Annotated in this window: 16 protein-coding genes; 6 read left to right on the top strand and 10 right to left on the bottom strand. The window is 44.3% G+C overall.

Annotated elements, in window-relative coordinates:
* The first annotated feature begins 263 nt into the window (after positions 1-263).
* The gene (locus tag R7E38_RS13465) at positions 264-1,313 is read left to right on the top strand and encodes a sensor domain-containing diguanylate cyclase (protein WP_053303796.1); all 1,050 of its coding nucleotides are present in this window, start codon (positions 264-266) and stop codon (positions 1,311-1,313) included.
* 112 nt (positions 1,314-1,425) lie between these two features.
* Here R7E38_RS13465 and R7E38_RS13460 read toward each other — a convergent pair whose 3' ends face one another.
* Positions 1,426-1,578: a hypothetical protein gene (locus R7E38_RS13460; protein ID WP_005375418.1), complete on the bottom strand. Its 153-nt coding sequence runs from the start codon at positions 1,576-1,578 to the stop codon at positions 1,426-1,428.
* Between the two features lie 246 nt (positions 1,579-1,824).
* Here R7E38_RS13460 and speG point away from each other — a divergent pair, with 246 nt between their 5' ends.
* Positions 1,825-2,364: a spermidine N1-acetyltransferase gene (gene speG / locus R7E38_RS13455; protein ID WP_005375417.1), complete on the top strand. Its 540-nt coding sequence runs from the start codon at positions 1,825-1,827 to the stop codon at positions 2,362-2,364.
* A 47-nt stretch (positions 2,365-2,411) separates the two neighbouring features.
* Here speG and R7E38_RS13450 read toward each other — a convergent pair whose 3' ends face one another.
* From R7E38_RS13450 to R7E38_RS13420, 7 genes are all read right to left on the bottom strand, one after another.
* On the bottom strand, positions 2,412-3,209 hold the full coding sequence (locus tag R7E38_RS13450) for a hypothetical protein (RefSeq protein ID WP_053307859.1): 798 nt from the start codon (positions 3,207-3,209) through the stop codon (positions 2,412-2,414).
* Between the two features lie 176 nt (positions 3,210-3,385).
* Positions 3,386-4,471: an OmpP1/FadL family transporter gene (locus R7E38_RS13445; RefSeq protein WP_226083986.1), complete on the bottom strand. Its 1,086-nt coding sequence runs from the start codon at positions 4,469-4,471 to the stop codon at positions 3,386-3,388.
* Between the two features lie 116 nt (positions 4,472-4,587).
* On the bottom strand, positions 4,588-7,728 hold the full coding sequence (gene vmeQ / locus R7E38_RS13440) for an efflux RND transporter permease subunit VmeQ (RefSeq protein ID WP_226083987.1): 3,141 nt from the start codon (positions 7,726-7,728) through the stop codon (positions 4,588-4,590).
* Between the two features lie 10 nt (positions 7,729-7,738).
* The gene (gene vmeP, locus R7E38_RS13435) at positions 7,739-8,881 is read right to left on the bottom strand and encodes an efflux RND transporter periplasmic adaptor subunit VmeP (protein ID WP_226083988.1); all 1,143 of its coding nucleotides are present in this window, start codon (positions 8,879-8,881) and stop codon (positions 7,739-7,741) included.
* Between the two features lie 90 nt (positions 8,882-8,971).
* A complete protein-coding gene (locus tag R7E38_RS13430; protein ID WP_005375405.1) occupies positions 8,972-9,763 on the bottom strand; it encodes a hypothetical protein in 792 nt (263 codons plus the stop codon).
* Positions 9,764-10,291: 528 nt separating this feature from the next.
* Complete coding sequence (locus R7E38_RS13425; RefSeq protein WP_318081833.1) at positions 10,292-12,451, bottom strand: prolyl oligopeptidase family serine peptidase; 2,160 nt, start codon at positions 12,449-12,451, stop codon at positions 10,292-10,294.
* A gap of 206 nt (positions 12,452-12,657) precedes the next feature.
* Entirely contained in the window at positions 12,658-14,229 is a 1,572-nt protein-coding gene (locus R7E38_RS13420; protein ID WP_064376763.1) for an ATP-binding cassette domain-containing protein, read from the bottom strand.
* 445 nt (positions 14,230-14,674) lie between these two features.
* Between R7E38_RS13420 and R7E38_RS13415 the strand changes: the two genes are divergently transcribed.
* The 3 genes from R7E38_RS13415 to R7E38_RS13405 all read left to right on the top strand — a co-directional run bounded on the left by R7E38_RS13415 (position 14,675) and on the right by R7E38_RS13405 (position 17,845).
* On the top strand, positions 14,675-15,100 hold the full coding sequence (locus R7E38_RS13415) for a universal stress protein (protein WP_047101695.1): 426 nt from the start codon (positions 14,675-14,677) through the stop codon (positions 15,098-15,100).
* A gap of 166 nt (positions 15,101-15,266) precedes the next feature.
* On the top strand, positions 15,267-15,884 hold the full coding sequence (locus tag R7E38_RS13410; RefSeq protein ID WP_047101696.1) for an NAD(P)H-dependent oxidoreductase: 618 nt from the start codon (positions 15,267-15,269) through the stop codon (positions 15,882-15,884).
* On the top strand, positions 15,881-17,845 hold the full coding sequence (locus tag R7E38_RS13405) for a monovalent cation:proton antiporter-2 (CPA2) family protein (RefSeq protein ID WP_226083990.1): 1,965 nt from the start codon (positions 15,881-15,883) through the stop codon (positions 17,843-17,845). Before R7E38_RS13410 ends, R7E38_RS13405 begins: the two co-directional genes overlap by 4 nt.
* A gap of 92 nt (positions 17,846-17,937) precedes the next feature.
* Here R7E38_RS13405 and R7E38_RS13400 read toward each other — a convergent pair whose 3' ends face one another.
* Positions 17,938-18,231 (bottom strand): hypothetical protein, encoded by a 294-nt coding sequence (locus R7E38_RS13400; RefSeq protein ID WP_005375389.1) that lies wholly within the window; start codon positions 18,229-18,231, stop codon positions 17,938-17,940.
* 245 nt (positions 18,232-18,476) lie between these two features.
* Here R7E38_RS13400 and R7E38_RS13395 point away from each other — a divergent pair, with 245 nt between their 5' ends.
* Positions 18,477-18,770 (top strand): ArsR/SmtB family transcription factor, encoded by a 294-nt coding sequence (locus tag R7E38_RS13395; protein ID WP_005375388.1) that lies wholly within the window; start codon positions 18,477-18,479, stop codon positions 18,768-18,770.
* 108 nt (positions 18,771-18,878) lie between these two features.
* On the opposite strand, the gene R7E38_RS13390 is transcribed toward R7E38_RS13395, so the two are convergent.
* Entirely contained in the window at positions 18,879-20,228 is a 1,350-nt protein-coding gene (locus R7E38_RS13390; RefSeq protein WP_017635250.1) for an alpha-amylase family protein, read from the bottom strand.
* Positions 20,229-20,646 lie beyond the last annotated feature (418 nt).

Below are 20,646 nucleotides of genomic sequence, written 5' to 3'. Positions count from 1 at the left end.
TATTTGTATCCTTTTCTAGCCCTTCTATTCCAGAAGGGCTCATTCTGTACTTCCATCTTAAAAACACCACTTATTGAGTAATGACTTACTTATAAATAGGTATAAGATTTACTTATTTAGGGTGAGTTAACGCCCACATTAAGCAACCAAATGCACACAAACGGCGATAATTAAACCATACTCTTACCAAGAAGCACATTTTCTACAAAATAGCTTCACGTAATTTATTGTTGGTATTTGCAACATTGCCAAGGAGATGTCTATTGAGACTTGAAAGAACTTTTAACCCTGATGACTTATCGATGCAAAACATGGAAAGTCCGATATGTATGCCGATAGGGTTTGTTCACTTTTTAGCTCAATCGGAAACACTACAGCAAGTACTTGATACGGTGGCAGAATGGATAAATCGTATATTTAATTCTGACCGTGCGAGTATCACACTTTATGAAAACAATGATCATTTAAAGGTCTACTCTTTCTCTGGTAGTAAAGCGATTCCCGCTGAATTTTTAGTGCCCATTCATCAAGCGTTTGTTGGCCGAGTGTTCAAAAAGCAACAACTGATGATCTGCGACGATGTTACGCAATCTGATGAGATCGATTGTGTGATGCTCGCATCCAATGGTATGGGTACGTGTATGGACGCGCCTTTAATGCACGGTAAAGTCTGCCTAGGAACGCTTAATGTTGCGCATCATCAAACGCACATTTACACAAACGAACAAGCGGCACAGCTTCAGTGCATCGCTAATTGGATTGCTTTAAACATTGCCCTTCATATACAGATTATGAAAATGGAACACCTCGCCACGACGGATGATCTAACAGGTATTCCAAACCGCAGAGAGTTCATGCGACAAATCGAAAGCCGCCTAAATGAATACCGAACCCAGGGCATTGACTTCCATGTTGCTATTTTAGATCTCGACAATTTTAAAAGCCTCAATGACCGATTTGGTCATGACGCAGGCGATAAATCACTGATCCATGCAGTTAACACTATTAAAAGTCATCTACTTGATTGTGACTTACTTGCCAGAGTTGGCGGTGAAGAGTTTGCCATCGTATTAAGAAGTCGCTCATCACAGCAAGCTCTAGACACATTAGAAACGATTCGTAATGCACTAGAAACGACGACCGTTCAACATTCAGGTTGTGATATGAGCTTCACCGCGAGTATTGGGGTAACTCAAGTCTGTCGTCTCGACGACTCATTTGAACCACTCGTTAAACGCGCCGACTTAGCACTTTACAAGGCAAAAGAAACCGGAAGAAATCGCGTTGAGTTTCATATTGGTGAAGAAAGGTAGAAAAAATAAAAAAAGGTAGCGACTCATTGCGCTACCTTTTATCGATTCTAACCCGCTTAAAATAACTAATACGAACTTTAAGCCAGTTAAAAATAAGAATGAGCAAATTTAATTATGCTTTCTTAAGATCTTTAGCTGGGTAAGTTAGTGTTTTTTCGCCTGCTTTTACATGTGTGTAAAAACCGCCACTGCTTAAACCTGTAACAACCATTTCGCCAAGATCGATACCTTTAGTCGCTACTACTACGTCACCGATTGAAAACATATTAAATACCTTGTTTGTTTAGATTAAGACACTAAGTCGTTGCGCAGTATTTAATACGATATTAGGCAAAGCACCTAATCGAGTTTTTTATCGTAAAGATTAATTTATCTTTGTCGTGAACTCTAAGTTTCCACATTGAAAATCACAGGATATTTTCCAAAAAAAGATGCGCTATTCTTGTGAAATACGGTAATATTTTCTAGCATCAAGTGCGGAGGTATTCTCCGCCCTCATTGGAGAAAAATGATGAAGAAAGGCCTAAAAATGCGTGCATTAGAGCGTTCTGATTTGCGCTTTATTCATGAACTGAATAACAACCGAAATATCATGGCCTACTGGTTCGAAGAACCTTACGAGTCTTATGACGAGCTCGAAGAACTTTATCGAAAACATATACATGATGACGCTGAAAGACGTTTTGTCGTCGAAGATGAAGACGGCATCGTAATTGGCTTAGTTGAGCTGATCGAGATTAACTACATTCACCGCAGCGCGGAATTTCAGATAATCATCGCCCCAGAGCATCAAGGCCGAGGTTATGCGACAGAGATGATTAATCGTGCGTTAGATTACTCATTCTCAATTCTTAATCTACGTAAAATCTACTTATTAGTCGCAGTGGATAACGAAGTCGCTATTCACTTATACAAAAAATGCGGCTTTATTGAAGAAGGTCACCTTGTAGAAGAATACTTTATTAACGGCGCTTACAGCGATGTTAAGCGCATGTATATATTAAAACACCAGTACCAGAAAAAGATCGAAGAAAACAACTCAATTCACTAGTTCATTCTATCAAAGTAAAAACGCAGCTATTTGGGCTGCGTTTTTATTTATTCAAATTGATATTGATATGATAATACGATGCGCTTGTCTGCTTCATCCAAATAGGTGTTGTTGTCCATGACAAACGTCATTACGTTAAACGAGTGGCGTCTGTTCACAAGGTAACCAAGACCGATACCACCAAAGAAGCCTTTGTAATTCTCTCCTTCACTGTTTTCTGAGCCGTAAGTGCCCGCTGCGAAGCTGATTAACGTCAGCTCTTTGGTAAACGATTTCAGCGCAAATACACCAACGTAACCGCTACTGCCTGAAGAGCTCATCATATTGAAGCCATTCTCTGCACTTGGCGTGCCCGTAAAGTTAGGCTCGCTACAGTGGCTACTTTCTGCACCGTCACAAACAGGAACATCACCAGTGTTGTACGTATAGCCTGCCATTGGGAAAATTTGGAAGCCTGCTGGCTCAATCCCGAAATAACTTAGCGGCATAAAGGTACCAACGCTGTAGTTGGTTTGATCCGCGCCGTTTACGTATTCATTTTTACCGAAGTTGAAGTTCACGATACCGACCGGAAACAGCCACGAGCCACCAATACGCCACTCGCTCGCATCATCATTGATACGCAGGTTAATTTTGCGCGCTTGGTCAAGCGCAAGTGAGCCCGAAAATGAGATGTTTTGATCATCAAAATCGTAGTTGTTTGCGTAAGACGCGCCAAATTTCGTGATGACTTTTGTTGGGTCATCCGCCAACTTGTTTTTATTGTCTTTTACTCGATGCTCGGCACCATGAGCCAGCGTACTGACCAACAAAGTCGTACACACTAACGCTAGTTTGTTTTTCATTTTTTAGTCCTTTGAGATGTTGAATACCCGCACTTAGCTGCGCAGATATTTTTTGAATCATCACTCACTGGATGTGACAAAAGCGCCCTAACTACCTTAGATGGCGTGACAGCATCCAGTGCAGGTAGTTAGGGTAGAATGGCCTGTAAGGAAGGCGTTTTAGCGATTAGGAATGATTAGTTTTTCCAGTTGTAGCTCATGCTCATGAAGTACAGTGCAGGCTCATCAAAGCCCGCTTGGAAGCGTGGCGTTTCTGACGATTCCATCAAGATCGCTTCAAACGCGAAACCAATTGAGTTTTCTGAATCCAATTTGTAATCAATGCCTGTACCAATGCGGTACGCCTTGCCAGTAGGAACGGTAATGTCACCGTTTGATTGGCTTTCATACATGCTGGTATCGAATGCAAAACCTGCATTCCACATCATTTTTTCATTCAGTTTGTACTGAGTACCCAATGCGATTTGGTAAGTGTCTTGTGTCTCTACGCCCAGCGTGGTTGTGTATTCGCTCCAGTCTTGCCAGTTCACGTTCCACATCACCGCTAGGTCATCATTCACTTCATGGTAAGCACTGAAGATCAGTTGTTGCGGAGCAATGGAGTTACTCTTGTCGAATTCAAATTCGGTTTCAGAAGAGTAAGACAGGCCAAGACGCGTGCCTGGTGTTGCTTCATAAAGCACACCTACTCGGCCGTTGAGCTGAGTATCTTGGTCTTCGTCATTGAAGTTCAAGGCTCCCTTCGTTTCCACTTCATACATACCGTACTGAATGCCAAGCGCCGCACCCACAGACCAGTGATCATTGATGCGGTAAGAAGCGGAAGGTTGAATGGTCAAGGCTTGCGTCGTTGCTGTAGGAATATCTAAATGATTACCCAAAAGACCTTCGTACTCGAGGCCAAGACCGTAGTTGCCATACAGACCAATACCCAGCGTCCATTTGTCGTTCACTTGTTGGCTGTAAAATGCCGACGCCATAGGAACAAAACCAATCACGTTGCCCGCATCGCCAGTCATCGTGTCTAGTTGCGCGTCACCGTAAAGGCCAATCAGGTTACCAGAGAAAGATTTACCAGAAACATTCGCCAGACCAGCCGGGTTTGCTGCCATTACTGAGGCATCTTGCGCACGAGCCGCCATACCAGCGGATGCCAAACCAATATCCGATGCTGTTGTTTCGTAAAGGTATAACCCACCCGCTTGCGCAGCAGCACACGTCAGTAGAGAGCTCGCTACGACGATTTTTGAAAGATTTTTCATGCTAAAACCTATTATTTTTTGGGGAACCCACGCTGCGACGGTGGTTGTATATCAATGAAAGGCATTGGCCAATCGCACACAGCGTGGGGGTGTTGTGGAGTCAGTTGAAATCAGAGTTATTGCTCGTTCACCTCAAGTTCAGAGGGTTTCTTTCGCTTAAACTTCTCGCGCAGAGATTGCATCATCACGAAGAACACTGGCGTCAGCAACGTGCCTACAAACGTAGAGAGAATCATGCCGCCAAATACCGCAAAGCCCAGTGAGTGACGAGATGCCGCACCGGCACCCGATGCAATCACCAACGGGAATACCCCCCAGATGAAGGCGAACGCAGTCATCTGTACTGCACGGAAACGGATTCGAGCAGCTTCTTTGGCAGCATCAATGATTGATAAGCCCTTTTCTTCTCGCAGAACTTTGGCAAATTCCACGATAAGAATCGCCACTTTGGCGGACATACCGATCAAGATGACCACACCAATCTGCACGTACAAATCGAACGGTTGTCCCACCAGCAGTAGCGTGCCCATTGCGCCGAGAATCGCGACTGGAACCGCCATCATTACCGCAGCAGGAATGGTCCAACTTTCGTACTGAGCCACCAAAAACAAGTAGGTGAACAGCAAAGACAATGCGAACGCGATTGGTGCCATGTTGCCTGCTTTCATCTCTTGGTAAGTCATGCCTGACCACTCGTACGAGTAACCACTTGGCAAAGATTCCGCAGCCAGTTTTTCAATCGCTTTTACAACATCACCCGAGCTGTAACCTGGCGCTGGCGCACCGTTCACGGTTGCAGAACTGAACATGTTGTAGTTCGACAAGGTATCAGGGCCGAAGATCGGCTTCACTTTCACTAGCGTTGCCAGTGACACCATTTTTCCAGAGCTAGAACGAACAAACAGATGGTCGATGTCGTCGATGTTGTCACGATATTGCTCTTCTGCTTGCACTTTCACTTGGTACGAACGACCAAACAAGTTGAAGTCAGAAATGTAGGCACCGCCCAACTGCGCTTGCAGTGTGCTGAAGATTTCATTCAACGGTACGCCCATCGAAATCGCTTTATCGCGGTCAATATCGATGTAACGTTGCGGAATGTTCGCACGGAAAATCGAGAACGCACGTGCCACTTCAGGCAGTTGGTTGATTTGGGCAACAAAATCAGCGGTTGTTTTTGCCAACTCTTGTGGAGAACGACCTAAGTTGTCTTGCAGCACAAGGTTGAAACCATCCACCGCACCCATACCTTTGATTGCCGGCGTCGCGAAAACGAACGAAGCGGCATCTGGCGTTGAGTTCAGCATTTGGTTAACTTTATTCATCAATGCGCGTTGGTGTAGTTCAGGGTCTTTACGTTTGCTCCAGTTATCCAGTTTGATGATCAACATGCCCGAGTTTGGAATCGACGCCATATTAATTACCGAGAAGCCCGCAACCGAAACCACGTTCTCCACACCTTCCATCTGTTTTAGCTCATCAACGTACTTCTTCATTAATGGTGCAGTACGCTGCAATGCTGCTGCGTCTGGCAAACGCATTTCGACCATGAACACGCCTTTATCTTCGTTCGGAACGAAAGAAGAAGGTACGGTCATGAACGCAAATGCCAGCACCGCAATAAGCGCGCCATAAACACCGATACTCAGCACAATGCGGCGGCTCAAGAAGCCAACTAAACCTTGGTATTTGCGCGTTATTGCTTCAAAACCTCGGTTAAACGCACGCAAAGGCGCAATAGGTTGCGAGTGAGTAGATTTCAACATCAACGCACAAAGCGCTGGCGTTAACGTTAATGCGTTGATCGCAGAGAGCAGCACCGATACACAGATGGTGACCGCGAACTGGTTGAACATTCGACCAGAAATACCCGGCAATAGCGCAACCGGTACAAATACCGCCAACAAAATAAGCGTTGTTGCCAATACTGGCCCTGTCACTTCTTTCATAGCTTGGATCGTGGCCGGAATCGGGTCTAAATGCTCTTCATGGATAACCCGCTCCACGTTCTCTACCACGATGATCGCATCGTCCACCACGATACCGATGGCGAGGATCAAGCCAAACAACGAGATCGTGTTAATGGTCATGCCCATCACGCCCATGATTGCGAACGTCGCAATAATGGAAACCGGAATCGCTAAGGTTGGAATGATGGTCGCTCGCCAGTTCTGCAAGAAAACGTACACAACGAAGGTGACAAGAAGTACCGCAATCACCAGCGTCTCATACACTTCATCAATCGATGTCTCTACGTATTCGGTAGAGTCATACGCGATGTCGTAGACCAAATCACCAGGAAACGATTTCTCGTACTCTGTCATGGCCTCTTTCACGCGTTCCATCACGTCTAGCGCGTTCGCGGTCGGTAACTGGTACAAGGCCAGAACGGCGGCTGGTTCGTTATTCATACGACCATCAGCTTCGTAACCTTGTGCACCAACTTCCACACGAGCCACATCTTTCAAGCGAATCAAAGAACCTTTCTTGCTCGCGCGGATGATGATGTTCTCAAACTCTTCCGCAGAAGTGAGGCGGCCTTTGGTTTGCAAAACATATTGATATTGCTGGTCACCCGGAGCTGGCATACCACCGATCTTACCCGCCGCCACTTGGATGTTTTGCGTTTTAATTGCGCCAATAACATCGCTAGCAGAAAGCTTCAAGGTAGCCAGTTTATTTGGGTTCAACCAAATACGCATTGAGTAGTCTTTCTTACCCAGCAGCGTAATGTCACTCATACCTTCGATACGTTTTAGACGCTCGACAATATTGAGATCCGCGTAGTTAGAAAGGTAGATACTGTCGTGAGACTGTTTCGGAGAACGCAGTGTGATAACGCCCAGCATGTCGGAAGATTTCTTCTTAACCGTCACACCGATTTGGTTTACTTCTTGTGGTAGAGACGACGTCGCCTGTGCCACCAAGTTGTTCACACGAACCTGCGCCATATCGCCATCTGCGCCCACTCGGAAGTAAATACGCAATGTGTATGAGCCATCGTTACCAATCACAGAAGACATGTAAATCATGTCTTCAACGCCGTTGACTTTGGCTTCTATCGGTTGTGCTACGGTCTTTTTAACCACGTCCGCGTTTGCACCCGGATACATGGTGCTCACCGTAATTACCGCTGGAGAGATTTGAGGATACTCAGAAATTGGCAAGACTTTCAGGGCGAGCATACCCATCAATGTCATCGCCAGTGAGATCACCAAAGCAAATTTCGGCCGGTGAATGAAAAATTTACTTAACATCAGTACTCACTCAGCCTTGTTCACTCTGTAGCTCAACGTCTTTCACCGTTGCACCCGGACGCACTTTTTGTAGACCATTGACGATGACTTTTTCGTTAGCCGCCAAACCAGTCAGCACAGCACGTTTCACACCGTAGGTCTGACCGAGTTCAACGTTACGACGAGACACCACGTGATCATCACCAACCACCATGACGTAGTCACCCGCTTGGTCTTGTTGAACAGCCGCCGATGGGATAAGCAAACCATCAATGGTTTTGTTGCGCAGCTTGATGGTCAAGTTGCCATATTCACCCGGCATAAGCGCGTAAGTTGGATTATCGAATTGTGCTTCTGCTCGAATTGAGCCTGTTTCTAAATCGATCTTATTGCCAACGGCGTAGATCTTGCCTTCAAGCGGGTACAATGAACCGTCTGAAAGCGTCAGTGTTAAATCAACATCCAGTTTGTCATCGTTACGATGGGCCACATCAATCGCACTTCTTACGCGGCGGTAGAGCTTCTCATCCACATCAAAGCCAAAGCGAATTGGGTCTACTTGAGTGATCGAAACAAGAGGAACGAGTTGAATTTTCGAAATACGGTCACCCACTCGGAAGTTGCTGAAACCCACGCGGCCAGAGAAAGGAGCACGCACAGAGCTAAACTCAAGATCGAGCCTTGCTGAAACCAGCGTCGCTTTCGCCTCTTCTACCGAAGCAATCGCTGCGGCGTGCGCGGCAATGGCGTCATCGTATTGCTGCTCACTGATGCTTTTATCTTTGATGAGTTTCTTCACACGTTCTGCATCACGCATAGTTTGAACGAGTTGTGCTTTTGCTTTTTGCAACGACGCTTTTGCATACGCCAGTGCCGCTTTGTAAGGACGGTCGTCGATTTCAAACAGCAATTGGCCTTTTTCGACCATATCGCCATCTTTAAAATGAATCGCGGTTAATTCGCCACCGACTCGAGGCATAATATCAACGTCATTTACCGCTTCAGTTCGACCGATAAAAGTATGATAAGGAGTGATTTTTGTTTCGGTTAGGGTAACGGTTTCAACAGAGGGTGCTTGGGCAGTTTTCGTTGCGATATCGCCAGTTTTGCATCCTGATAGTAATGCAGAAGATATAGCAATAGATACCAACGCAAATTTATATTTGGCTTTCATGATAAACCTACTTTATGTAGAAAGTGCCCTAGCCTAAATATTTAAATATATGGATAAACACACTTTCTATTCTGGAAATAAACGAGGGAGTTAGAATTGGTAGTTAAATTCGATACGGTGATCACCATCACCGAAATTAACGTGATCATTCCAGTTTGCAAAGTAACGAATATTTGCGCGAGGATTAATTTGATAAGACAACGCAAACTCATGAGCCAAGATATTATCTTCACCTGCATAATAAGTATCTTTATATTGACTAGACCCAGACAACGTATGCATATACATTGGGTTGTAGTTAATCCAGATTTTATCGGTTAATTCAATTTTTGAGTACATACCCACAACAGTGAAAGTACCTGGAATTTCATAACCTTTGTCATCACCACTAAAATCATTAGCAATAGTGACACCCGCACCAGCTAAAGGAAATAGCTGCAACATACCAAACTTAGGTAGACCTTGAATAAAGCTATAAGATGCATCTAATTTATCGTTATCAACGTCGTAGTTTACATCTAATTGACGGCCTAGACCTTTTGCGACTTCTACTTGGAAATTACGTAGTCTGAAAGAGTCAATGCTGTCATCAACGTTGGCATATATTGGATCGTCATTGTCGCGAATGCCAAATAGCTCACCACCAATGCCTTTCATTTCAATGATGTTCATCGCCATGGTACCAGGCTGGCTAGATTGGTAAGTTTGACCGATTTTGATGTTCGCGCCTTTATCAGTAATACCAAAGCCAGCTTGGGTGTATACCGCAAGTGGGTCAGACATATCTTGTAGTTCTTCGTTATTGTTTGTCTGCGCATAGGCAGAAGACGCGAGTTGTAGGGCTGCAACCATAATGGCAACAGACGGTTTCACTAAATTCATAAAACTGTATCCATTTTAATGATTATAAAATTATTCACGTCATGAGGTCATCATAAATAGCAAGCAACACAACTCGCTTTGGATAACATAAATTATCAAAGCAAATTCAATAATGACGAAACATTCGACGTTTTAATTAAAATAAAATAAAGCATCGTAAAAGTTCAATCACCGCTACTTATATCTTATATAACTTGAAATTTGGTAATACCAATGAAGAAGGAAATATTAAAACTTATGAAAATTCAATTATCATTAGAACAAATGATTAATTAATTTTACCATATAAATAGAGAGTGCAATGGATTTAGGTGATCGCGATCAATGTTTCATTTCGATCGTACAATACTCTTCAGATTAATTAGAACATTATAATAATTTAAAAAACCTTAGTTTGATTAGCCTAGCATCAGATTAGAATAGTAGGCCTATAATAAATAAAAAGGGAGTCACTCTCTGTGATTCCCTTTTATTATCGAGCGATAAAGCGCCGATGCGTTTCGATAACTAAAACGCAAACAATTCGCACTATTGCAGTTTCTCTATTCCCATATTGAACAGTGCAAAACTATAAATATCTGCATTTGTCTCAATTATTTTACGCGTTGGTGTGCCTGCACCATGTCCTGCATTGGTTTCGATGCGAATTAAGGTCGGATTTGAACCCGCTTGCTTCGATTGCAACTCAGCAGCAAATTTGTATGAGTGAGCAGGAACAACACGGTCATCATGATCACCCGTTGTAATCAATGTTGCTGGGTATTCCACCCCCGCTTTTACATTGTGCACTGGCGAATAACCTTTCAGATATTGGAACATCTCTTTACTTTGCTCTGCCGTACCGTAGTCATACGCCCAACCAGCACCTGCGGTAAAAGTATGGTAACGCAGCATATCCAGTACGCCGACTGCTGGCAGCGCCACTTTAAACAGCTCTGGACGTTGCGTCATAACGGCCCCCACTAACAAGCCACCATTCGATCCACCGTTAATGGCTAACTTGTTTGATGACGTTACCTTTTCATCAATTAGGTATTCAGCCGCCGCAATAAAGTCATCAAACACATTTTGCTTTTGCATTTGAATGCCAGCGTTGTGCCATTCTTTGCCATATTCCCCACCACCACGAATGTTCGCTACCGCGTAAACACCACCAAGCTCTAACCAAGCCGCACGTGTCGGGCTAAAAGATGGCGTGAGGCTAATGTTGAAACCGCCATAACCATATAGGAAGGTTGGTGCACTGCCGTCCATCGGTGTCCCTTTTTTATAGGTGATGATCATCGGCACTTTTGTTCCGTCTTTTGAGGTGTAAAACACCTGGCGAGATTCATACAAAACAGGGTCAAATGGCGCTTTAGATTTGTAGTACACCTCGCTATCACCATCTTTGATGTTCAGACGATAGGTAGTGCTTGGCATCTTGTAGTTGGTGAAAGAGTAGTAGACTTCGGTTTCTTCTTTTTTCCCCGAGAAACCGTATGCGCTGCCAATATCAGGCAATTTGATTTCTCGGATGAGTTTGCCGTTCATGTCGTATTGCTTCACCATCGAGATCGCATCAACAATATAGCTCGCAAACAAATTGCCACCCGCGGTAGAAACACGTAACACGTTCTTTGTTTCAGGAATCAAATCTTTCCAGTTTTTGGGCTGCGGCTGACTTGCATCCACCGTCACGACGCGTTTGTTCGGCGCATTAAGGTTCGTAACCAAGTACAGTTTCGTGCCTTGGTTGTCTATCACCCAAGTATCAGAACTGGTGTTATCTAAAATGGTTTTCAGCGGGCTATTTGGCTTACTCAGGTCTTTGAAGAACAGTTTGTTGCCCGACGTCGATACGCTGGCTGAGATAAACAAGTAGCGTTCATCTTCCGACGTGTAACCCCCAACGTAGCGATACTTTTCGTCCTTTACACCACCGAAAATTAATTGGTCTTCACTTTGTTTCGTCCCTAGTTTATGAAAGTAGAGCTTGTGTTGGTCTGTCTTCGCGGAAAGTTCACTCCCTTTTGGCTTGTCATAACTTGAGTAATAGAAGCCTTGATTGCCGAGCCAACTGATGCCACTGAACTTAATATCCACCAGCGTTTCACCGACGGGCTTTTTGGTTTCTGTGTCTAACACAATGACTTTGCGCCAATCGCTACCGCCTTCCGAAATGCTGTATGCAACCAAAGATCCATCTCGTGAAAAGCTCACTCCCGCTAACGATGTGGTGCCATCTTCACTAAAAGTATTTGGATCGAGGAAAATTTCTGCTTCACCATCACCTAGCTGCCGATAAAGCACGTCTTGGTTTTGTAACCCGTCATTTTTGTAGAAGTAAGTGAACTTACCCTCTTTGAACGGCTGGCTTTGTTTTTCGTAATCCATGAGCTTAGTAATGCGCTCTTCAATCTGCTCGCGGTAAGGGATTTTCGCCAGATAATCAAACGTCACTGCATTTTGCGCCTTCACCCATTCCGCGGTTTCTGGGCTGAGATCGTCTTCCAACCAGCGATAAGGATCACTCACTTTTGTACCAAAGTAGTCATCGACAATATCCACTTTTTGTGTGGTTGGATACGTGATGGCTTTCGGGCTTACCTGTTCAACCGACGATTGCGCCGCTTCATTGGCATGCGCCACAGACAACACACTTCCGAGTGCGAGAGCTGTTGTGAGTGCTAGGGTGTTCTTTTTCATGAAATTCCTTTTTATTTTTCTGTTGTCTTTTTGTGCAATACATCAGAACTCTACTATATATCGACAAAATGAATCTAATTTCATTAAACGAGTTGTGAAAGCCATCCTAACTCCCTCATTTCCTTCCAGTTCTACAAACTAGTAAGTGGAAGTGTAGAACTTGGGAACAATACTGAAGAGCCACGATGGCGTTTACTCTCTTTCGTCTAAGTCAGCTCGATTTGGCGCAAAACCCCAGACTCAGAAGCGAAATCTTGGTCGTGACTAATCAGAACAAATCCACCTTTGTATACATTTAACGCCTGACTAAGCATTATTTTTGACTCGAGGTCGAGATGGTTATCTGGTTCATCAAGCAGCAGCAAAGGCTGAGAATTTTGGTGGCTGACTATCAGCATCGCGAGCTTCATCTTCTCGCCACCGCTCAGTAGGCGCCCCAATCGAAACACTGCATCTCGACGAAAACCGATCCCGGCCAATAAGGTCCTCGCTTCACTTTCCGTCATCTCTTGGCAGCTCTCCATTACGTTCTCAAGTAACGAAAGATTTGGATTCACTGCACCAAAATGTTGGTCGAGATAATACAAAGGCGTATTCACTTGCAACTCACCACTCTGCAACGATAACTCGCCAAGCAACGTCTTTAACAAGGTTGATTTTCCGCAGCCATTTCTCCCTTTGAGATGGACTTTGTCGTTCGCAAAAATCTGCAACGTGATAGGCGTAGAATTCCCAAAAGGTAATATACCTTCTTGTATCGACAACACTTTTCGCGAACGGTTCGGATTATCTGTAAGATAAAGCTTTTGCGCCTTGAGTTGCTCATGTCGCGATTGCAACGCCTGTTCTTTGGCTTGTAAATGCGCTTGTCTGAGTTGCTCATTCTTATTGCGATTTGAAGCGCTGGCGGTCGCGCTATCCTTTTTTCCATCAAGCAAAATTTTGGGCTGACTGCCGTCTTTGCGCAGTTTGTTCCCTTGCGCGGCGCGTTGGTCTGCTTTTTCACGATTTTTCTGGGCTTGCTCGGCTAACCGTTTTTTCTGTTTATCGACTTGCGCTAACTGCCTCTCGACCGCTTGCAGTTCAGTGCGTTTTTTCTCGGCGTACACATCGTAATTTCCACCAAAAGCCTGTAAACCTAGGCCCGATAGCTCCCAAATTTCCTCCATCTCTCGCAGCAGCTCACGATCGTGACTGATGAGTAAAATCGCACCGCTGAAATGCGTCATAGACTCTATCAGCCATTGTTTCGCCTCGGTATCGAGGTGATTGGATGGCTCATCGAGAATCAAAAGATCCGTTTCGTTTTCAAATAACTGCCATAACTGCAAACGCGCCAACTGACCACCACTGAGCCGAGCACAAGAGAAATCAGGGTCTTGCGGCAAGCCCATCGCAGCAAGCTGCTGTTTGAGTTTCAGTTCAATATCCCACTGTTCGCCAACCAGTTCGAACCAATGCTCAGAAACATCACCTTGTTCAATCTGCTTCAAAGCATGTAAGGCCGAGTCTGTTCCCAGAAATTGGGCGATCGATTGCTGACCTGAAAGCAGATCAGACGGCTGCTGGCGATACATCATGAAAGAAGAGGGAGCAGTCACAACACCGCTGGCAGGCTGAATTTCTCCCGCTAAAATGGAAGTCAAAAGCGACTTGCCGATGCCATTGCGCCCAACCAAACCAACACGTCGTTTAGTCATGGAACAAGAAATAGACTGGAATAGCGTATCGCCATTATCAAACTGATGGCTAACATTAAAAGCTTGTAAAACTGGCATAATTTGCCTCCTGTATGACAGGGACAACAGCCGTAGCTATGATTTGAAATGGCAACAAAACGCGTGCACAAACGCATTAAGCTCTATGTAAAGCTCGACGATATACGTCAAATCAAAAAGTCGTCTTGTTGCAAAGAAATATCGGAAAGTGAGCTACGCCTACTAACCCTGCAGATCCAAAAAATAAGTAAAAATATGGATGACAGGTTTAGTTCTTCATGTTGGCGTAATCTCCTAGAGAAATGATGCACAGAGTGTAGCCGCTTTTTTGTTCAAAAAGCAAGCTTTCTAACCAAATGTGAACAAAAAGAAAGTTTCACAGTAAGTTGTTATATCACATTAACTTTTTAACAAGTCTTTGAACAATTTCGAGATCTTAGCAACACAATTTTTATCCAAGCCATACTATGCTTAGGGTAAAGATAATCCACATAAGGGCGTGGTTATGAAATACAAACATATCCTTGTTGCACTCGAACTGTCAGATGAAAGCACCGTGCTTATCGACAGAGCGGTATCAATGGCAAACTATCTCGACTCCGATATCTCCTTTATTCATATTGATGGTACGCACGGAGAAATCTATCGTGAGCTTGTAGACATTAAAGAAAACCCGGATCAAAGGCCATTGAATGAGCATTCAATGGAATGTTTAACAACATTTAGTGATTACATGGATTACCCACTTAAACATTTCTTCGTAGGTACTGGCGACTTGGCTGATAAATTAGAGGTCACCATTAAAGAGCAAGAAGTGGATCTTCTGATTTGTGGCCACCACCAAGATTTCTGGAGCAAGATTATTTCTTACTCGAGACACTTAATTAACAAGTCACCGGTGGATATTCTAGTCGTCCCTATTCATGATTAGTAAAACGTAACGCTTCCCAAAACCACCAATTTATTTGGTGGTTTTTTATTGATATTGAAACAGCTTAAACAGTTTTCCAAACTAGCTTGGCGATCATTTATGAGTTACATTTTCTAACCAACCCGCGCTCCTACTGGGCATGGTTATTTAGATAGCAAGGATCCCTATGGCAAATAAAAAAGTACTCATTCTCTTTGCTCATCCTTCCCAGCATCGTTCAGAAGTGAATACTCCACTTTTCAAAGAAGCTCAAAAAATTGAAGGCGTGACATGTGTTGATCTCTATGGCGAATACCCTCGTTTCGATATTAATATCGACCGTGAGCAGCAACGCTTACGTGAGCATGACGTGGTGATTTTCCAATTTCCACTATATTGGTATTCAACGCCTGCGATTTTAAAAGAGTGGCAAGATCTGGTTTTGGAATATGGCTTTGCTTACGGTACAGATGGCACAGCACTGCAAGATAAGACCATGCTTTGTGTGCTGTCTGCAGGGGGTAAAGAAGAAGCTTATAAGGCAGAGGGCTACAACCACTTTACGATTCGTCAACTGCTTGCGCCTATTGAACAAATGTCCGCACTGACCGGCATGAACTACATTGCCCCTCTCGCGATGTTTGGCGCACGTACAGCAGATGAAGAAGGGCGAATCCCTCGTCATGTCGAGCGGTACAAGAGCCTGCTAACAGCTTTAGTCGAAGATAGGTTGGATGTTGAAGCTGCGGCGTCATTAATCAAGCTTAACAGCGCATTGCCAGAGCTCATTAAGGAGGCTTCATGACAGGGATATTCTTACAAGCCTTCGTATATTTGATTGCTGCTGTAATTGCAGTCCCACTTGCTAAGCGTTTGGGACTTGGGTCCGTTTTAGGCTATCTCATCGCAGGTGTGGTCATTGGCCCAATTATCGGTTTAGTCGGTGAAGAAACAACAACAATACAGCACTTTGCCGAGTTTGGCGTGGTGATGATGCTGTTTCTCGTTGGTTTAGAGCTCGAACCCAAAATGTTGTGGGCGATGCGCAATCGCTTAATGGGTTTAGGAGGTCTGCAAGTCGCTGGTACCGTCGCGGCGATTATGGGTATTGCCTTATACTTTGACCAGCCTTGGACCATAGCCTTAGCCATAGGTTTGATCTTCGCCCTCTCTTCTACTGCGATTGTTTTGCAAACTTTTAGCGAAAAAGGATTAACGAAGACGGAAGGTGGACAAAACGCTTTCTCCGTGTTGCTTTTTCAAGATATTGCAGTGATACCAATGTTGGCGTTCATTCCCCTATTGGCCTTACCTGAATTAATTGAACAGGCACAGTCCGCAGCACAAACAGCCGCAGCGCACCATGAAGAATTAAGCCTCGTTGCGGGGTTGCCAGGCTGGGCATACGGCATCGTAATCACAGCATCGATAGCAATCGTCGTCGTTGGTGGACACTTTTTAAGTCGACCGCTGCTCAATTATGTGGCTAGCTCTGGTTTGCGAGAAATCTTTACCGCAACTGCACTCATGCTTGTCATTGGTATCGCTGCACTAATGAGTTTAGTGGGCTTATCTCCTGCCTTAGGAACCTTCTTGGCTGGCGTTGTATTGGCGAACAGTGAATTCCGCCACGAGTTAGAATCCAATATCGAACCATTTAAAGGCCTATTGTTAGGTCTGTTCTTTATTACCGTTGGCGCAGGGATCAACTTCTCGGTCCTTTTTGGTGATTTCTGGTTGGTCATGGCATTGACCATTGGCGTGATGGTTTTGAAAGCCTTGGTGCTGTTTATTCTGGCACTGATATTTAGGGTGAAAGGCAGCAACCGCTGGCTGTTTACCCTAAGCTTGGCTCAAGCAGGTGAATTCGGCTTTGTGCTTCTAAGCTTTTCAGTGCAAAACCACGTCATCCCATTTGAACTTTCACAAACTCTTGCGTTAGTGGTTGCGATTTCGATGTTCCTGACACCAGGTTTGTTTATTCTGTTTGATAGAGTGATTCTGCCGCGCTTTGAAAGCCAGTCAAATGAACGCGAAAGCGATACGATTGAGGAAACAGGCACGGTGATCATCGCCGGCATCGGCCGCTTTGGACAAATAGTGAATCGCCTATTGGTATCAAACGGCGTGACTACCGTGGTACTTGACCATCAATCTGACCAAGTCGATAACATGCGCCAGATTGGCACTCGCGCCTATTTTGGCGACGCGACTCGACCAGATATGCTACATACAGCCGGCATTGAGCACGCCGCTGCGTTGGTTGTGGCGATTGATAACCAAGAATCGAGTGTAGAACTGGTGAAGTACGTTAAGCACACGTACCCAAAAGTAACAGTGATTGCACGTGCCTTTGACCGTGGACATGGCTATCTTTTGCGTCAAGCGGGAGCTGATATTATTGAATCAGAGACCTACCATTCTGCATTGGAGATGGGCGGTCACACAATGAAAGCACTTGGCATTCACCCCTTCTTTGTTGAACAACAGAAGGCGACATATAAGCGTGTTGAAGCACGTAAGTCAGAAATACTTTACAAAGCTTGGGAGGATGATTCTGAAGGTGAACGCTATGACAACAATTTCCGACAACTGTTTATTCAGTTAGAGGAGAAAATGGCGGAAGAGATGCAAAAAGATCGTCATGACAAACTATCGCGGTCAGAACGTGGTTGGACACCGCCACCTAAAGGTTACGCCGATGACTTTAATGAAGATAACGTCCAAGAGCTAACACCACCAAGAGAAGAGCCTATCCAACGATAACGCACTCCATATTAAAAACCTCCCACTTGGGAGGTTTTTATTTTTTCAGTACAGAGCCACACGCCGTGCAGGATAAAATGATCTTCTCGATATTACATAAGATCATTCATTAAAATCTCATACTCTTCGTTTGCTTCTTCCACTAAATGAGAAAGCTCTAACGCATCAGTAACTGCAAGATTGAACTGCCACGGAGTTGTGTCTTCTTTACCACAGATTCGAGTTTCACACCCACGACTCTCAAAAGACAAATCATCAAACTCTGTGGTGTGGCGCTCTTGAAGTTCAACAATCTCAACTTCTAATTTACCGACAGGATTGACTTTAACGTGGGCATGTAACTCCGAACTGTTAGACAAACAATAATCTCTATGAACCGCAATCATGGCCGCCTCCTTGGTCTGCCAACTGACAACTCAACATTGAGTGTAGACGAGGGATTTTGAACGTGGCGTGAAATAATAATGAAGATTGATCTGTCTCATTAGAACAGACAATTGTTGTCATGAAGGCATGAGCCAGTATGAATCTCATCTGATTTAAATTGTTCTGAGATCGTAATAGTTGGCATTTACCGAGACTTTCCCTATTATCGAAACAAAATTACTGTGGTCATTCTTTAGAGGTCAGTATGGAGCTTGAAGCCGTTGCTAAAGCACTAAAAGAGTTAGGGCATCCGACTCGTTTAAGTATTTACAAAGAAGTCGTCAAAGCGGGATACAAAGGTATCGCGGTAGGCGGCGTACAAGAAAAGCTTGGCATTCCAGCATCCACTCTCTCTCATCATATCTCGAGCCTTGCTTCAGCCGGTCTTCTCACCCAGCGCCGTGAGGGTAGAACCCTTTTTTGTGTTGCAGAATATCAGTGCTTAGATGACGTAATTGGTTTTTTAAAAGCAGAATGTTGCGTTAACGAGTGCTCATAAATTTCTAGCAAAAACGAGAGAGTTTGAGTTTATATTGAACTTCAGCAGAACGTGAATGACGATGAAAAACATACACACCGAAGTTGCTAACCTCGGTGTGTACATCTTCTACTTCGCGACGAGTAACATCGACGACTTAGATGGTACGATTAACTTACCGTCAGTTGGAATGATTTGTTCTGTCATCAAATCAACCCAATTACCATCGATTTTTAATGTCAAAGACTGTTGACGCTGTGATTTATTAAGCACCACAATACCTTTGTCACCTCGCTTCAGTACGAGCATGTCATCGTTACCTTCAAGAACACTCATCGGCTCGCCATGCGTCATATTATGGAACTGGATCATTTTTGCCATTCTCGGATCGCTCCATGCACCTTGCCATCTTGGCTGACCATTTTTACCTTTAATACCGCTGGTGTTTAAGTCGGTATAAATCAACGGCACACCACCATCTCGGCCTAGAATATAGGCATAAGCTAACCATTCATTTTCCTCGTCCATGATGAGATCAAGAAAGACATCATTGTTAGGAATATCATGTGTGATAGCAAATGTAATCGCACGACCGGGGGACAGAGCCTGACCAAAACAATAGGGATCAATCAGAGACTTGAAGCTGCCCTTTTTAGCAAACGCCTTAAACATGGTTGAGAACAAAGGGAAATCGTACGCACCTAGGCGAGTTTCCTGTAGATACGGCTCAAGAAACAGCTGATACTCTTCTTCCGTCGCACCGCCATCGGTAATAATTTCACCAAATATATGCACATCCCGCGTGATGTCGTCTGTCCAAACACGCTTAAGATGCTCTAACGTCATGTGTTTCGCAGCGTCAATACGAAAACCTTTCACACCAATAGCTTTCAGCGCCTTTAGGTACGCTCGCTGCTGCTCAACTACATGGTCACAAACACGAAGAGTTGGCAAGCCAGGATCGGTTGGCCCACCTGTGATACGTCCGTTTTGAACCTGCCACTTATCTTTCCAGTCTTTGATGCCGAATGCTTCAACAAAGTCCTCTTCATCAAAAAGTGGTTGAGATAGATCGCCAAACAACGCTAGCGACTGATATTTCTGTTTGTTGTTCTGGTATTCCTCCAAGACCTCTTGTCTTGGGTACTGAAGGTCTCTGCGAAGGTGGGCCTCATTTGCCATATGGTTAAACACTACGTCGGCATAAACCCACACACCAACTTGCTCCAGTTCACGAACCATATGAATAAAATCTTTGGTATCACCCAAGGCATTATCGATAACACGATAATCTTGTGGTTGATAACGCTGCCACCAGCGCTCATCGTGTGCGCTTTTCATTGGTGGCGAAACCAACACAGAGCCATAACCAAGCTCGCGGATTTCTTTTGCTCGTTGGGCAATGTCAGCATACTTCCAATCAAACGCATGTAAGATAACGTTTGCACCGAATGATTGTGTTTCCTGTGAGCCACTCATGTTGTTCTCCTGCTCGTTTCCACTCACGATTACTTGTTTGCATTTTTTTGTGAGTGAATTCAATAATCGAAATTATAAAAGCTATTCATCAGAGGCACTCACCCTTTTAGCACTAACTCAAGGCTGAAATCGAAGGCGTAGCAACTCATCCATTGCACAGCGATAAATCGTTCTGAGTGAATAACGGGCACACAACATACAACCCAAATAGCCCAACACAAACCTAAAATATTGTTTTTATTGGCAAAAACATCAATCAAAAAAGATGCAACATAAGACCTACGTACGCCCTAAAATAGGCCCAAAGGATAAAAATAGCCAAGCCAACCCGTTTAGTAATCAATTGTTAATAAAACGAAACTGGCAGGTGGATCACGTTTGGCGCGTTTCAAAAATCCAGTAAATCACCATACCTAGC

Source organism: Vibrio sp. Vb2131, assembly GCF_033338535.1.
Lineage (GTDB): Bacteria > Pseudomonadota > Gammaproteobacteria > Enterobacterales > Vibrionaceae > Vibrio > Vibrio alginolyticus.
This window is presented reverse-complemented; position numbering and strand designations above follow the sequence as displayed.